The 15733-nt window shown below is 36.8% G+C and carries 15 protein-coding genes; 1 reads left to right on the forward strand and 14 read right to left on the reverse strand.

Annotated features, from left to right (window positions below):
• Positions 1–249: 249 nt before the first annotated feature.
• From ACE1MS_RS16700 to citZ, 11 genes are all read right to left on the reverse strand, one after another.
• Positions 250–666 carry a hypothetical protein gene (locus ACE1MS_RS16700; RefSeq protein ID WP_031418637.1) on the reverse strand — a complete coding sequence of 139 codons (417 nt, stop codon included), beginning with the start codon at positions 664–666 and terminating at the stop codon, positions 250–252.
• Between the two features lie 184 nt (positions 667–850).
• Positions 851–1861, reverse strand: a complete 1011-nt coding sequence (gene hflC / locus ACE1MS_RS16705; protein WP_012295611.1) for a protease modulator HflC — start codon at positions 1859–1861, stop codon at positions 851–853.
• A complete protein-coding gene (gene hflK / locus ACE1MS_RS16710) occupies positions 1861–2823 on the reverse strand; it encodes an FtsH protease activity modulator HflK (RefSeq protein ID WP_031418636.1) in 963 nt (320 codons plus the stop codon). Before hflK ends, hflC begins: the two co-directional genes overlap by 1 nt.
• Before the next feature lie 99 nt (positions 2824–2922).
• Positions 2923–3636, reverse strand: a complete 714-nt coding sequence (locus ACE1MS_RS16715; protein ID WP_012295613.1) for an LrgB family protein — start codon at positions 3634–3636, stop codon at positions 2923–2925.
• A complete protein-coding gene (locus tag ACE1MS_RS16720) occupies positions 3633–4001 on the reverse strand; it encodes a CidA/LrgA family holin-like protein (protein WP_036162295.1) in 369 nt (122 codons plus the stop codon). The genes ACE1MS_RS16715 and ACE1MS_RS16720 overlap by 4 nt, the downstream gene beginning before the upstream one ends.
• A 376-nt stretch (positions 4002–4377) precedes the next feature.
• Positions 4378–5910 carry a two-component system histidine kinase PnpS gene (gene pnpS / locus ACE1MS_RS16725; protein ID WP_036164475.1) on the reverse strand — a complete coding sequence of 511 codons (1533 nt, stop codon included), beginning with the start codon at positions 5908–5910 and terminating at the stop codon, positions 4378–4380.
• Entirely contained in the window at positions 5907–6623 is a 717-nt protein-coding gene (locus tag ACE1MS_RS16730; RefSeq protein ID WP_012295616.1) for a response regulator transcription factor, read from the reverse strand. The genes pnpS and ACE1MS_RS16730 overlap by 4 nt, the downstream gene beginning before the upstream one ends.
• A 53-nt stretch (positions 6624–6676) precedes the next feature.
• Positions 6677–7117 (reverse strand): MaoC/PaaZ C-terminal domain-containing protein, encoded by a 441-nt coding sequence (locus ACE1MS_RS16735; RefSeq protein WP_008176852.1) that lies wholly within the window; start codon positions 7115–7117, stop codon positions 6677–6679.
• A gap of 284 nt (positions 7118–7401) precedes the next feature.
• Entirely contained in the window at positions 7402–8340 is a 939-nt protein-coding gene (mdh, locus tag ACE1MS_RS16740) for a malate dehydrogenase (protein ID WP_012295618.1), read from the reverse strand.
• A gap of 183 nt (positions 8341–8523) precedes the next feature.
• Positions 8524–9786 carry an NADP-dependent isocitrate dehydrogenase gene (icd, locus tag ACE1MS_RS16745; RefSeq protein WP_031418629.1) on the reverse strand — a complete coding sequence of 421 codons (1263 nt, stop codon included), beginning with the start codon at positions 9784–9786 and terminating at the stop codon, positions 8524–8526.
• A 79-nt stretch (positions 9787–9865) separates the two neighbouring features.
• Positions 9866–10981 carry a citrate synthase gene (gene citZ / locus ACE1MS_RS16750; protein ID WP_025114482.1) on the reverse strand — a complete coding sequence of 372 codons (1116 nt, stop codon included), beginning with the start codon at positions 10979–10981 and terminating at the stop codon, positions 9866–9868.
• A gap of 238 nt (positions 10982–11219) precedes the next feature.
• On the opposite strand from citZ, the gene ACE1MS_RS16755 reads away from it, so the two are divergent.
• The gene (locus ACE1MS_RS16755; RefSeq protein WP_036162296.1) at positions 11220–12185 is read left to right on the forward strand and encodes an AI-2E family transporter; all 966 of its coding nucleotides are present in this window, start codon (positions 11220–11222) and stop codon (positions 12183–12185) included.
• Here ACE1MS_RS16755 and ACE1MS_RS16760 read toward each other — a convergent pair.
• The 3 genes from ACE1MS_RS16760 to pfkA form a co-directional block, all read right to left on the reverse strand.
• Positions 12169–12558, reverse strand: coding sequence for an FxsA family protein (locus tag ACE1MS_RS16760; protein ID WP_012295621.1), 390 nt, complete (start codon positions 12556–12558; stop codon positions 12169–12171). The two genes, ACE1MS_RS16755 and ACE1MS_RS16760, sit on opposite strands and share 17 nt — an antisense overlap.
• Before the next feature lie 226 nt (positions 12559–12784).
• Complete coding sequence (gene pyk, locus ACE1MS_RS16765; RefSeq protein ID WP_031418626.1) at positions 12785–14545, reverse strand: pyruvate kinase; 1761 nt, start codon at positions 14543–14545, stop codon at positions 12785–12787.
• Between the two features lie 26 nt (positions 14546–14571).
• The gene (gene pfkA, locus ACE1MS_RS16770) at positions 14572–15531 is read right to left on the reverse strand and encodes a 6-phosphofructokinase (RefSeq protein ID WP_031418625.1); all 960 of its coding nucleotides are present in this window, start codon (positions 15529–15531) and stop codon (positions 14572–14574) included.
• Between the last annotated feature and the right edge of the window lie 202 nt (positions 15532–15733).

Consider the following 15733-nt stretch of genomic DNA (forward strand, 5'->3'; position numbering starts at 1 on the left):
GTTTTACCCGTCACTTTTAAAATCCTATCCATTACTTCTGTATTTCAATCTATAGCGACAAGCCAATCCGTGAAATTTTACTGATCATACAAAATAGAATGCGTTCAGTTATCGACCTTCTCTGAACAGTAAAGAAAGTTAATTATTTCCATATTAACAGGGTAGATGATTCTACGTATTCAATGCAAAAAACGTAAAAAACTTTCATTCGTGGAGAAAACTCCTGTGAATGAAAGTTCTATAATGGATTTATTGATTAGCTGTTCGATAAAAAATTTCTTCATATATAATCGTTAAGATAAATGCATTCATAAAGGCAAATACTAAAAATAATGGCATTCCACCCAGCTGTGGCTGTGTTAACTCTTTACTAAATACCATCACAGCACTAATTTGTGCTAAAAAGAAAATAAAGCCAATACCGACTTGCCATATAGGACGCTTGACCTTCCGTTTTTCATACCAAAACAACTTTTTAAACAGATTTCTTACATCATTCGCAATAATAATACTCACTAAAAAGATACTGACAAAAAATACAGGTATATGATAAACACTCTTTGTCATCCATGCAAAATCAGATAGGCGGAAAAAAAGAGTCAATAACGACGCTATACTACAAGCAATTCCTACATTTTGGAGCCATGTGCTAATTCTTAATTTCACAACTATTACCCCCAACAGTTCTTTTTTAAACATTATTATTCTATCAAATTATAGGCGGTTGGGGAATAGAAATTTGTAAGTTTCTATTATTTTCACAATATAACAATCCAATTGTATGGATACTTATAATTTTCATATTTAAAAAAAGTCGCCCTCCTAATAGGAGAGACGACTTTACTATCTATTATTTTAAATAACCAGATAAAATTTTCGCATAAGGTGATGACGCTGGCAAAATAATGACCGTATCCTCTCCAACCGTTTTCTTATAGGATTCTAGCGTGCGGTATAGGGAGTAAAATTCAGGATCTTGAGAAAATGATTTATTGTATATTTTTGCAGCTTCTGCTTCTCCCTCAGCTTGAATAATGGATGCCTCCTTATTCGCTGTAGCTAACATTGCCTGCACCTGTTGATCAGTTTGCGCTTCGATACGTCGTTTATCTGCATCCCCCTCAGAAAGATATAATTGAGCAGTTGATTCACGCTCTGAAATCATACGGGTAAATACAGATTGTTCATTTTCAGCGGGTAAGTCTGTACGACGAATACGTACATCCACTACTTCTACGCCATATTTGTCGTTTTGTAACAATTCATTAACTCGCTCTGTTACACGATCGTTGATGCTTCCTCGTGAGGAATTTTCATCATTAATAATTTCATCGTATCGTAGTTGCCCTAGCTCTGTTCTAATTACTGAGTAAATAAACTCCTCCATTCGAGTCTCTGCCTTACTAAGTGTACCTGCATTCGATATTAAAGCTTTTGGATCCGTAATACGCCAAACAGCATAGTTATCGATGATAATTCGTTTCTTATCCTTTGTATTAATTTCTTCTTCTGAAATATTATAGGTCATCTGATTTTTTGGTAATCGTGTAACACTTTGAATAAAAGGAATTTTCATTTTTAAGCCTGGATCTCGTTCAAATTTTACTACCTCTCCAAACTGGCGAACAACGGCATACTCAGATTCCTTTACAATATAAACATTAGCAAAGATAGTAAGGGCTGCCGCAAAGACAATTGTTAATGTAATGGCAAGAGACAGATATTTTTTAGGATTGAGCGTGCCTTTTTTCTCCATTTTCACGACATTGTCTCCCGAGTTACCGTCTGTTGGAGCCTTTTTTTTACTTTTTCCTGATAAAAAATTGAGGAATTTGTCAAGGTCCTTATTTTTTTGGTCCATTAATTCCCACTCCCTTCTTTTTTATCTGTTTGTGGCTGCTGAGGCTGTAATGGCTGTAGCGGTAAGTACTTCATTGTACTACCATCATCATTCATAATATATATTTGCGCCTTCGGTAAAACATTTTCAAGTGTCTCTAAAATTAATCGTTCTCGTGTAATTTGTTGATTCCCCTTATATTGCTCATACATCTTATTAAAGACAGCTACATCACCTTGAGCTTGCTCAATACGGGCTGTTTTTGCACCTTGTGCCTTGGAAATAATAGCATCTTTTTCACCCTCAGCTTCACTTTTACGCTGATTCATATACTTTTGTGCCTCATTCGTTTTTGTATTCTTTGTTTCACGTGCATCTGTTACTGCTGTAAAGGCAGCTCGCACTTCCTTGTTCGGTAATTCAACATCTTGCAACTTCACACCTAATACGCCAATACCAATATCATATTTTTCGATTAAGGACACTAGTAAATCGCGTGTTTTTGCTTCAATTTCAGCCTTCCCATCTGTTAATGCTGCATCAATTGTAGAGCTACCAATAATTGAACGAATGGCGCTTGATGTGGCGCTATGTAAAATTTCTTCGGGGCTTTGCGCGTTAAATAAAAATTTACGAGGATCAGTAATTTTCCATTGTACAACAAGGTCAGTTAATACAATATATTCATCGCCTGTAATCATCTTTGTCTCAGCATCATAGGCCTCTAGCTCTCCTGCCTTATTTTGCTTATAGCCAAACTGTAAACTGAACGTTTCTTTCGATAAAATTTCAACTGATTGAACTGGCCAAGGTAATTTAAAATGTAGTCCTGGGTTTGTAACCATTTCATCGGCACGACCAAATGTAATGACAACCGCTTGTTCTGATTCATCTACAGTGTACCAAGATGTAAATACGGTAATAAGTGCAATAACTCCAAAAATCCCAAGTCCAACCATCATTAGTGTCCTTTTCACACTCATGTCTATTCCTCCCTTTTATTATTTACTTATGTTTACGGGAAAGTCTTATAAAAAGTTTCAAAATATAGTGAATTTAGCATAAAAAAATCCTGCTACCTTTTATGGTAACAGGATATTAATAACTAGATGTTCAAAGACTGGGAAAATGGTTGTGGTTAATACAATGCTAATTAAAGCAGCCACAATCATTGCTAAACTGGCAAATGTTCCTTCTAGTTCACCAAATTCAAAAGCTCTTGATGTACCTGCCCCATGTGCGCCCATTCCTAACATTAAGCCTCTAGACGATGGGTTGTGGAATCGACATATTTTAATAACGATAGGTGCTAATAGGCTTCCTAAAATGCCTGTCGTCATAACAAAGACAGCTGTTAGAGTAGGGGAGCCCCCAATCATATTTGAAATGTCCATTGCAATAGGTGTTGTCACTGAACGTGGCACTAAACTATGCACAAGCTCATTGTTTAACCCTACTACTATGGCCATAATAAAAGATGAAATAATAGCAACTGTTGAACCAACCGCAATACTTATAAATATTTCGAAGGCATGTTTTTTTAATAAATTGATGTTTTTATAGATAGGAACCGCAAAAGCAACTGTTGCTGGTCCTAGTAAATTTGTTAAAACACTGGCTCCTGCATTATAAGATTTATATGGTATACCTGTTAGTAATAATAAGATAATAATGACAATTGGCGTCACCAGCATCGGTGTCAGCCATTCTTTTTTATATTTCTTATAAATCATTTTACAAATATAAAAAATAATAATTGTTCCAAGTAAGCTAATACCGGCTATCCCAAAACTCATACCGTATCACCCTTCTTTCGATGTTCTAGCCATTGTGCCGTATAGCCCGTTACAAACATCACAATAATCGCGCTTCCAACAATGACCAATACAACCTTCATGCCTTGGACACCGAATAATGCATCATAATCGATGACACCAATAGCAGATGGGATGAAGAAGAGTAAAAGTTCACTTAGTAATAATGCTGCCCCTAGCTCAATCCATTCAAGCTTGATAATATGAAACTGTAAAAGTAAAAATAATAGAACGAGTCCTATTATGCTCCCTGGAATCGGCAAGTGAAGTAGGCGTGCAATACTATTTCCAATCAATAAAAGGAAATAAAGAAAGCCAATTTGCACGATACTTTTGACGATTTTCATGGTCATCCTTCTCTCATTTTTTTCTCTGCTTCAACAGTCAGAAAACACGATTCAAATGAAAAGAAGTTATGCTTTCACTGACTGTACAAGCTGTAATTTGACAAACAATCTACAATGGATTGATGTTAAACTTTTATGCTACTATACTTTACACCTATTTACCCTCTCTGTAAAACAGAAAAAAGAATCTAGTGCCTAATCATTAGACAATAGATTCTCCTGTAGTGAAAAATAAAGCAGTTATTAAAAAATCCCCCAACACAAAGATGGTGAGTGATTTTTTAGGTTATAGTCTTAACAATCATATAAGGGGGTTTCTACTGACAAGTATAGTCCCCAAATATGAATGTAACATTTTGTTCATGTAAAGGATTTGTTAATTTTTCGGAATCATCACAATCATTGTTGTCCCTACTCCAACTTCACTTTCTACTTGAATACGTCCATGATGGGCCTCAACAAGATGCTTTACAATCGCTAAGCCTAGACCTGTGCCGCCTGAATTTCTGCTTCTCGCGCGATCAACACGATAAAAGCGCTCAAACACGCGGGCAATTTCATGCTTTTCAATGCCGATTCCTTGATCTTCAATTTCAATAATGCCATATGTTTCATTTTCCTTTAAACGAATAGACACTGTTGTATTTTCTGGGGAATAGGTGATCGCATTGGTAATTAAATTCGTCACTATTTGAATAATACGATTGGCATCTCCCATTACTTGTACGTCACCGTCAATATCCACTTGAAAGCTCATATTTTTTTCATCTAAGCGTGGCGCTGTTAGCTCTGCTCCACGAATCAGCACATCCTGCAAGCCCATTGGCATAATGTTAACCGTGAAGCCATGCTGCTCAATCTTAGAAAGCTCTAATAAATCCTGAATGAGCATTTGAAGACGATTACTTTCTTTATAAATAATTTCTAAGAAAGATATTAACATTTTTTCGTCTTTATAGGCTCCATCCAATAAAGTTTCGGAAAAACCTTTAATAGAGGTAATCGGCGTTCGCAATTCATGAGATACATTGGCAACAAAGTCTTTGCGAATTTGCTCTAAACGGACAAGCTCCGTTATATCATGCATAACGATAACAACGCCTAGCCATCGTCCATGGTCCCCTATTACAGGTGCTCCATATACTTCTTTATTATATAGCTCCTGCTTTATCTCCATTTTAATCTGCTGTCGATAAGGCATCTCTGTAAGAAATACGTGATCGATAAACTGCTCTAATGATTTGGGTAAACCAATTGTCCGGAAGACCTTTCCCTGAACTTCATCAATCTGCATACCAAATCGCTCTAAAAAAACGCGATTTACGATTGAAATATTGCCTTCACGCCCAATCATCATGAGAGAGCTGCCCATATTTTCGATTAACGTTTTCAGCCTCTCTTCTTCTACTTCACGGACAGTCGTAATATCCTGTAAATTACGAGCTAAAATATTAATCGAATGACTTAATGGTATCATGCGTTCATATTCATTTTCCTGTGCACGTGCACGATAGTTCCCCTTTGCAAGTTCAAGAGCCGTTTCCGTAACATTATCGATTGGTGCTGTAAAATTTCGAATCATATAGCGACTGACAATTCCGATTAAAATCAGTGTGATAGTGAAGAGAATCGCCAATATGATATAGAGCCTCGCCCGCACAAAGGTCAAAGAATCCTCTTGATCCAAGCTCAGTGATGCAATTAATGCTTCTTGATCTTCCTGTGAAAGTTGAATCTTGCGTTCATCTATTATTTGAGTCATTAATGCTTGTTTATGAGTATTTGCTTCCTCATTGTGTTGCTTAATATAAACAGGAAAAAGCTGACCTATAACAATCATTAGGACAGCTAGTATCGTTCCAAGTAAAAACATGAATGTCAAAAATAAGCGGTTGCTCATTGATTTCATGACGTTTTCGGCTCCTCAAATTTATAGCCCAGCCCTCTAATTGTTTTAATAAACATTGGCTTACGACTATTTTCCTCTATTTTATCGCGAAGGTGGCTAATATGAACATCCACAATTCGAGTATCGCCAGCAAAATCGTATTTCCATACAGCGCTTAATAGCTGATCACGTGTTAATACACGATTTTTATTTTCTAGTAAGTAAATGAGTAATTCAAATTCCTTTGGTGTAAACTCCAATGCTTCATCTTGTAAAAAGACTTCAAAGCGCTCTGGAAATACACGCAATTGCCCAAACTCAAACATTTTCTCTTGAGGCTCATCTTTCTCATCTGATACAACATTTTGTGTAAAACGTCTTAAAACAGCCTTAACTCGTGCTAATACTTCCCGCGGACTAAAGGGTTTAGTCATATAATCATCTGCACCTAATTCTAGACCAAGTACTTTATCAAATTCATCATCTTTTGCTGTTAACATAATAATGGGCGTATTCATACGCTGCTGACGTATTTGTTTGCATACTTCCATACCATCTAGTTTTGGTAGCATCAAATCTAACAGGATTAAATTAGGCTGTATGTCAATTGCTTTTTCCAGACCTTCTTGTCCATCCGCAGCTGTTTCCACTAAATAGCCAGCCTGTTCTAAATTATATTTCAATAATGTTGCGATTGAAAATTCATCTTCAATAACTAATATCGTTTTTGTCATAATATAATGCCTCCGTTAGTGATTTGAAACCCCCATTTCAAATCTCAAGACGTCTATAATGCAAGTGGTGGTGTCACCAACAACATACCTTCAATCACAAGCTGCTTTTGCTCATTATAAGAGTGAACAGACACAGTAATCGTATTTTCGTATTTATTAACTGCTGTTACCTCTAAAAGCGTATCAAACAATTCATAATGATAGAGAGGACCTAAATATTTTAAATGTTGCTCAATAATTCGTGCACCTGGTCCAGGAATATACTTTGACACAGCTGATGTAATAATACCATTTAACATGATGGTCGGGACAATCGGTTTTTCAAAAGGTGTCATCGCCGCATAATCATGTTGAATGTATAGTGGATTACTATCATTCGTGAGCCCCAAATACAACAACAGATCCCTATCCTCAATCTTTTCAGTGATATGGATCTTTTCGCCAACTGTAATTTCATCAATTGTCAGACCAAGTTTACTATTTTTTTGAAGCAAAGATACGCCAACCCCTTTTCTATCATACTACATTCATAGTATCAATTTTATGCCAAAAGTACAACGAAAAGCCGAAGTACCCTAAGTCTCACAACACGTATACATAAAAAAACGAGCAGGAGTTACCTACTCGTTTTCTTAATCCAGCAAATACTCATGTACCACTGTTGAACTTCAGATACACAGACACTGCTATATATTTTTTCAATAGCTGAAATAAAGAGAGATCGATATGCTCCCCTAAAGTTTCTGACGGACAGCACCTTGAGTCGGACATTATTAACCTAAACTAGAATTTTCATCACGCTGCGTACTGCATCTGCCGATTGGTCTAAAGCTTCTTTTTCTTTGTCTGTTAACTCAAGCTCAAAGATTTTTTCAATACCATTTTCGCCAAGTAATGTAGGAACACCCAGATATAAATCGCTATAGCCATATTCACCTTCTAAATAAGCAATAGATGGAAGAATACGCTTCTGATCTTTTATAATAGCTTCTGCCATTTCAATCAATGCTGCAGCAGGTGCATAGTACGCTGAACCGTTACCAAGTAAGTTAACGATTTCAGCACCACCATTACGTGTGCGATCTACAATTGCTTCTAGACGTTCAGCAGAGATTAATGATTCTAATGGAATACCACCTGCAAACGAATAACGTGTTAAAGGCACCATCGTATCTCCATGACCACCTAATACAAAACCAGTAATGTCTTTCACTGACACATTCAACTCTTCTGCGACAAATGCACAGAAACGCGCCGTATCAAGAACACCGGATTGTCCGATCACACGATTTTTTGGGAAACCAGTTTCTTTATAGACTGTATAGGTCATGGCATCCACTGGATTGGTAAGTACGATAATTGTGGCATTTGGTGAATGTTTGGCAATCTCTTTGGACACCGTTTTCATGACGCCTTGGTTGATTTGTACAAGATCATCACGACTCATACCTGGTTTACGGGCTACTCCAGCTGTAATAATGACTACGTCAGAATCCGCTGTATCCGCATAATCGGAAGTACCTTTTACATACGCATCATACCCTTGTATAGGCGCTGCTTCCCACATATCTAAAGCTTTTCCCTTTGTAGGATTTTCTGCTTGAGGGATATCTACTAATACAACGTCACCAAGTTCTTTCTGAGCTGCTAAGAACGCTGCTGTAGCACCTGTAAATCCTCCACCGATTACTGATAATTTTTTACGTTTCAGAGACATTTGAATACGCTCCTTTAAAATGGGGTTATATATTTTAAAAGAGGGAGGAGAAATACATCTCACTCCCTCGATTAAACAAGTTCATCGTAAATATTTTATTTAACGAAAATTCACTTTTACCCTAATTATATCGGCATTTATAAGCACACTTTTACGTGAAAATTTCTATATCAGAATAGAAAATTATAAGTTTTTGATTAACTCATTAGCGAATTCTGAACATTTCACTTCTGTAGCGCCATCCATTAAACGAGCAAAGTCATAAGTTACAACTTTAGAAGAAATTGTTTGCTCAACAGATTTAGTGATCATGTCAGCAGCCTCTTGCCATCCTAAGTGTTCAAGCATTAATACACCTGAAAGTAATACTGAAGATGGGTTTACTTTATCTAAACCAGCATATTTTGGAGCTGTACCGTGAGTAGCTTCGAAGATCGCATGTCCAGTTACATAGTTAATGTTAGCTCCTGGAGCGATACCGATACCACCAACTTGTGCAGCAAGTGCATCAGAAATATAGTCACCATTTAAGTTCATTGTAGCTACTACATCGAACTCAGTTGGACGAGTTAAGATTTGTTGTAAGAAGATATCTGCGATAGAATCTTTTACTAAGATTTTACCTGCTGCTAAAGCATCAGATTGTGCTTTGTTTGCTGCTTCTTCACCTTGTTCAGCTTTGATTGCATCGTATTGATTCCAAGTGAAAGTTTGATCAGCAAATTCTTTTTCTGCTAATTCATAACCCCATTTTTTGAATCCACCTTCAGTGAATTTCATGATGTTACCTTTATGAACTAAAGTAACAGATGGGCGTTTATGTTTAATTGCATATTCAATAGCAGAACGTACTAAACGCTCAGTACCTTCTTTAGATACAGGTTTTACACCGATACCAGAAGTTTCTGGGAAGCGGATTTGATTTACACCAAATTCAGATTGTAGGAAGTTGATGATTTTTTGAGCTTGTTCTGAACCAGATTCGAATTCAATACCAGCGTAGATGTCTTCTGTGTTTTCGCGGAAGATAACCATATCAACGTCTTCTGGGCGTTTAACTGGAGAAGGCACTCCATCAAAGTGACGTACTGGGCGTAAGCATACATATAAGTCAAGTTGTTGACGTAATGCTACGTTAAGAGAGCGGATACCACCACCGATTGGTGTAGTAAGAGGACCTTTGATTGCAATTAAGTATTCATTAATTTTGTCTAAAGTTTCTTGTGGTAACCATTCACCAGTTTGGTTAAATGCTTTTTCACCAGCTAAAACTTCTAACCATTCAATTTTCTTTTCACCGTTATAAGCTTTTTCTACTGCTGCGTCGATTACGCGTGATGCTGCTGCCCAGATATCTGGACCAATTCCATCACCTTCGATGAAAGGAATTACTGGATTATTTGGTACATTAAGTACGCCATTTTCAACTACAATTTTGTTTGACATTCTGTTGCCTCCTAAATTCATAATCATAGGACTGTGTTAGTGATAACACAGTCCCAAACATTCTAGCATATTTTCCAAATTAGCGCTCGCTGATTGGAACATATTTTTGCATGCCTGGTCCAACATACTCAGCACGTGGACGGATTAGGCGGTTATTTGCATATTGCTCAAGGATGTGTGCCACCCAACCTGAAGTACGTGATACTGCGAAAATTGGTGTGAACAGGTCATGATCAATACCTAAAGAATCATACACTGACGCAGAGAAGAAATCTACGTTAGCTGGTAATTTCTTTTGTTCTACGATCATGTCATGGATTTTAACTGACATTTCATAAAGCTCTGGTTTACCAGTTAGTTCAGTTAATTTTTTAGACATTACGCGTAAATGTGGTGCACGAGGGTCGCCTTTGCGATATACACGGTGACCGAAGCCCATGATTTTTTCTTTGTTGTCTAATTTATTTTGAATGTAAGATTCAACATTTTCAAGTGAGCCAATTTCAGTTAACATTTTCATAACTTGCTCATTTGCTCCACCATGAAGTGGCCCTTTTAACGCGCCGATTGCCGCAGTTACCCCTGAATAAACATCTGATAATGTAGCTACACATACACGTGCAGTGAATGTAGATGCATTTAACTCATGGTCAGCATGCAATACTAATGCTTTGTCGAAAGCTTCAATTTCAATATCTGCTGGCTCTTCGCCTTTAAGCATGTATAAGAAGTTTGCCGCATATCCTAGTTCAGGTTTTGGTGAAACTGGTTCTAAACCTTTACGAACACGCGCAAATGCAGTCACTACTGTAGCAATTTTAGCTTGAAGACGAATTGCTTTACGGTAGTTTGCTTCTGGGTCCATAACATCCGCTTCTTCATCGAATACACCAAGTAAAGATACTGCAGTACGTAGTGCAGCCATTGGATGTACAGTTGAAAGTGGGTATGTTTTGAATTGGTCGACAATCGCTTGCGGAATTGACATATTGTCTGCCAATTGTTGTTTTAATTCAGCTAGCTCGTCCGCTTTTGGTAAACGAGTATGCCATAACAAGTAAATTACCTCTTCAAATGACGCATTTTGTGCTAAATCATCAATGTTGTAACCAACATATGTAAGTGTGTCATCGATAATTGAACTGATTTTAGATTCCGCTGCTACGATACCTTCTAAACCTTTAGTTGCTGACATAAATTATCGCTCCCTCATATTTATATTTTGTTGTAAATGCGTTTTTTTCTTGCATTTACGGATTTTGCTCATATGAACCATTAAGTAAATCGCTTACATTGCTATTATAATCATTTTTGACAGCTTTGTGAATGAAAATCCTCCAAATAAAGAAAAAGACGTCCGAACGACTATATATATGCCCTAAAGAGTTTTTTTTGTATTTTTTGACATTATGATTTGAGGTGATTTTGTTAAAATGAGGAATTTAAAGTATTTTTCATACGAAAGAACCACAAGTATTTTACTGTTTATCTTTTATTTAGTCATACTTTGGTTCGTGCTGCCAGTTTCACTCGCGATTTTTTTATCATTTTCGACGTATCCTATCATAAATTTTTTGCATAAATATTGTAGGATCGCCTATTGGATAGCAGCAATAATTGTGGAGGTATTGATTTTAACTTGTATTTTTTTGCTTGTTGTCATATCCATCAACAGTGTAATTGTCATCTTTCCGGAGATACGTAATACATTACAAAACTTCCCACTTTTCAGTGAATATGAATCGATGTTTATACAAGTTTTAAAGGAGAAATCACTTTCTATTTTTGATTCGATCATTATATATACAGCTGATCTTTTCCAATTATTAATGAAACATGTCATTGAGGTATTCATTTTCTTGGTAGCTTATTATTTCGCTTTACTTGAAACACGTAAATCACGCTATTGGTTTTTTCAATATGTGCCAAAGAAATATCGTCATGAGTGGCAATCACATTTTGCGAAAATCATGCAACTTTTTCATTATTTTATATTTGTGGAATTTCAATTATTTACAATTACCTTACTTATTCTTTGTGGAGGCTTTATGATCCTTCAGTTTGAACAAGCTATTATTAAAGCTTTTATTGTCGCATTTGCAGATGTACTGCCATTTTTCGGTATTGGTGTATTTCTTGTACCGATGAGTATTTATTTTTATTTCAATGGTAATACATTTTTATGTGTAGCCATTTTACTATTGTATTTATTTGTACAATTAACAAGGCAGCTAGCTGACTCCATGCTTTGGTCCAACACGCTTCAATTACGTACATTCCATACATTTTTCATCAGCGCCGCCTCTATTCTATTATTTGGCTTTTATGGAATATTACTTAGCCCAATCTTTTTATTTTTAGCAGTTAAGCTAAAAGAAAACTCTATCTTTGAACGATAATAAATTGACCTTTTTTCATTTTTTTACGCATCCAATAATAGACAACTGGTTGGAACATTTTTCGTGAAAAAGGCAGAAGCAGTAGTAAGCCAATAATATCTGTAATAAACCCTGGTAATGCTAAAAGTAGCCCACCACTAAAAGTTAATAATGTATCTACCAACGCAGATCCCGGAGCCTCTCCACGTGCTAATGTATTTTTTACACTTTGGACAGAATTCATACCTTTATTTTTCATTACATAAATCCCAAGTACACTAGTGACAATAATGAGTAATAATGTACTTAAAACACCAATGTTTTGTCCAATAACTATTAATAACGCCAATTCGGCTAATGCGTAGACAATGAAACCAAGAAAAATTTTTCGCATATTTTTCTCCTTTCTACTTGAAAAGGTATACCTTATATACGTTATTATAGCCCATTTAGTTTCATAAAAAAATGAATGCCTCTCATCAAATAATACCAAATCACTTTTGTTTATTAATGGAGATATAATAAGAAGCTTTCCATATAGCACTTAATATAGTTAATTTGTACAACCCTTATTAAAAAGCTCTAGTACAACAAATCACACTAGAGCTTTTTGTTTATTATTAAAGAACGCTAGCATGTCCTTTATAGATAACGCCTGTTTCAGCATCCATCGTAATTTCTTGACCATGGCGTAATAATGTTGTTGCTTCTTTTACACCAACAATTACAGGGATACCAAGACTTAGTCCAACTACTGCAGCATGACTCGTTAGTCCACCTTCTTCAGTAATTAGCCCTATACAATTTTCTATTGCTGGCATCATTTCACGGTCTGAACCCACTGTTACAAGAATACTTCCTTCTGTATCATAAGCAAGTGCTTCAGCTGCATTTTTAGCGATTACCGTTTTACCTACAACGGATGCCTTGCCAATTCCTTGACCACGAGCAAGTAAATCGCCAATAATGTGTACTTTCATTAGGTTTGTTGTTCCTGCTTCTCCAACAGGCACACCTGCTGTAATTACAACAGCATCACCATGTGTGACGAAACCATGCTTTAAGCTTTCATCCACAGCTAATTCTAATATCTCATCTGTTGTTGTAACACGTTGGCAAACAATTGGATGCACACCCCATACTAAAGTTAATGTTTGGGCTGTATTTGTTGAGCCTGTTACTGCAACAATTGGTACACCAGGTCGATATTTGGCAATCATTCTAGCTGTATTACCACTTTCTGTTGGTGCTAATACGGCTTTAACACCTAAATTAATGGATGTATACGCGACTGCTTGTGAAATAGCTTCTGTCATATTGGCTTCTTTTTCACGACTACGTGTAGAAACAATCGATTTATAATCTAACGAATTTTCAGTACGTTGAGCAATTTTATTCATGGTTTGTACTGACTCCACTGGATATAGACCTGCAGCAGTTTCTCCTGACAACATAATCGCATCTGTACCATCAATGATTGCATTCGCTACATCACTTGCTTCTGCACGTGTTGGACGTGGGTTACGTTGCATTGAATCCAACATTTGAGTGGCCGTAATAACGGGTTTCCCTACTTGATTACATTTTAAAATTAATTTCTTTTGTACAAGTGGTACTTCTTCTGCTGGAATTTCAACACCAAGATCTCCACGTGCTACCATTAATCCATCAGACACAAGGATAATCTCATCTATATTATCGACACCCTCTTGGTTTTCAATTTTAGGAATGATTTGGATATGCCCACCGCCATTTTGCTCAAGCAACTCACGAATTTCTAGTACATCTTTTGCGCGACGAACGAATGAAGCAGCAATGAAGTCAACGCCTTGCTCAATACCAAATAAAATATCCTGTGCATCCTTTTCTGTAATACCTGGAAGCTGTACAGATACACCTGGTACGTTAACACCCTTTTTATTTTTTAATACACCAGCATTTTCTACAATCGTATGAATTAAACCTTTTTCAACATCTGTAGCTAATACACGTAATTGAATAAGACCATCATCAAGTAAAATAATGGAGTTTTGTTCAACATCTTCTACTAATTGCTCATACGTAACAGAAAAGCTTGTCTCCGTGCCTTCCACTTCAGTCATTGAAATATCAATCACTTGACCAGCTGTTAAATGAAGCTCACCATTTTTCATGTTATGCGTACGAATTTCAGGACCTTTTGTGTCTAATAAAATTCCTACTGGTTTATTTAACTTTTGTGCCACTTCACGAATTAAATGAATTCGCCCCGCATGCTCTTCATGAGAGCCATGTGAAAAATTCAAGCGGGCTACATTCATACCTGCTTCAATTAATTTTTCTAATGTTTCTGATGACTCACTTGCAGGTCCAATTGTACATACGATTTTTGTTTTTCTCATTTTTTGCCCACTCCGTTTATAACAAATTATATTGATAGTTCTTTCATAAGCGTGTATAGACTTACATCTGCCTCATGATTCTTTTCAAAGGCCTCAGGCATATCATAATCAATAACTTGATGATTGCGAATACCTACTGCTCGGCCATACTTGCCTTCCATTAGTAACTCCACTGCATGTGCGCCAAACTGACTTGCCAATACGCGATCACGTGCAGTTGGTGAACCGCCACGCTGAATATGACCTAACACCGAAACTCTAGTTTCTTTTCCAGTCTTTTCTTTTATCAGCTTAGCTAGTTCATTTCCAGACATAACACCTTCTGCCACAATAATAATACTATGCTTCTTCCCACGTGCTGCACCACGATCTAAGCGTGCCACAATATCATCTAAATCATAATCCTCTTCTGGAATTAAAACTGTTTCAGCACCCGCAGCAAGCCCTGCCCATAAAGCAATATCCCCTGCATCACGACCCATAACCTCAACTATGAAGGAATTTTCATGTGAAGTAGCTGTGTCTCGGATTTTATCGATGGATTCTACTACTGTATTGAGTGCCGTATCAAAGCCTATCGTATATTCCGTCCCTGGAACATCATTATCGATAGTCCCTGGTACACCTACAGCAGGGAAGCCTTTTTTCACTAGATCCATAGCCCCTCTATAAGAACCATCACCACCAATGACAACAAGTCCTTCTATTCCGGCAGCTCGTAAGTTTTCAATTCCTTGTTGTTGCACGGCATCTTCTTTAAATTCTGGACATCTGGCAGAATTTAAATGGGTACCACCACGCTGAATAATACCACCAACTGAGCCTAGATCAAGTTCTTCTAAATAACCTTTTACTAAGCCCTCATAACCATGTTTAATTCCGACAACATCAATTCCATGGAATGCTGCCTTACGAACAACCGCTCGAATAGCTGCGTTCATTCCAGGCGCATCTCCACCACTAGTTAATACAGCAATTTTTTTCATTGTCGAACCTCCTGCAGTTACTATTATTATTCACATTAACATGAAAAAACAAACTATGTAAGGGTTCTGATGATACAAAAACATAACTTTTACATAAAAAATGAAAAGAATGCGCTTTCACACACTCTTTCCATCCAAAAACATCCTAAATCTAACATTTTTTCAAGAAGTCTGACGTTCAGATTGCGTACCTAGCTTCTTT

The sequence above is a fragment of the Lysinibacillus sp. fkY74-1 genome (genome assembly GCF_053165895.1).

Coding starts and splice junctions, on each gene's coding strand:
- hflC (WP_012295611.1), bottom strand. CDS start 1,861: ATGGACCAAAAAAATAAGGACCTTGACAAATTCCTCAATTTTTTATCA.
- hflK (WP_031418636.1), bottom strand. CDS start 2,823: ATGAGTGTGAAAAGGACACTAATGATGGTTGGACTTGGGATTTTTGGA.
- ACE1MS_RS16715 (WP_012295613.1), bottom strand. CDS start 3,636: ATGAGTTTTGGGATAGCCGGTATTAGCTTACTTGGAACAATTATTATT.
- ACE1MS_RS16720 (WP_036162295.1), bottom strand. CDS start 4,001: ATGAAAATCGTCAAAAGTATCGTGCAAATTGGCTTTCTTTATTTCCTT.
- pnpS (WP_036164475.1), bottom strand. CDS start 5,910: ATGAAATCAATGAGCAACCGCTTATTTTTGACATTCATGTTTTTACTT.
- ACE1MS_RS16730 (WP_012295616.1), bottom strand. CDS start 6,623: ATGACAAAAACGATATTAGTTATTGAAGATGAATTTTCAATCGCAACA.
- mdh (WP_012295618.1), bottom strand. CDS start 8,340: ATGTCTCTGAAACGTAAAAAATTATCAGTAATCGGTGGAGGATTTACA.
- icd (WP_031418629.1), bottom strand. CDS start 9,786: ATGTCAAACAAAATTGTAGTTGAAAATGGCGTACTTAATGTACCAAAT.
- citZ (WP_025114482.1), bottom strand. CDS start 10,981: ATGTCAGCAACTAAAGGTTTAGAAGGTATCGTAGCAGCGGAATCTAAA.
- ACE1MS_RS16755 (WP_036162296.1), top strand. CDS start 11,220: ATGAGGAATTTAAAGTATTTTTCATACGAAAGAACCACAAGTATTTTA.
- ACE1MS_RS16760 (WP_012295621.1), bottom strand. CDS start 12,558: ATGCGAAAAATTTTTCTTGGTTTCATTGTCTACGCATTAGCCGAATTG.
- pyk (WP_031418626.1), bottom strand. CDS start 14,545: ATGAGAAAAACAAAAATCGTATGTACAATTGGACCTGCAAGTGAGTCA.
- pfkA (WP_031418625.1), bottom strand. CDS start 15,531: ATGAAAAAAATTGCTGTATTAACTAGTGGTGGAGATGCGCCTGGAATG.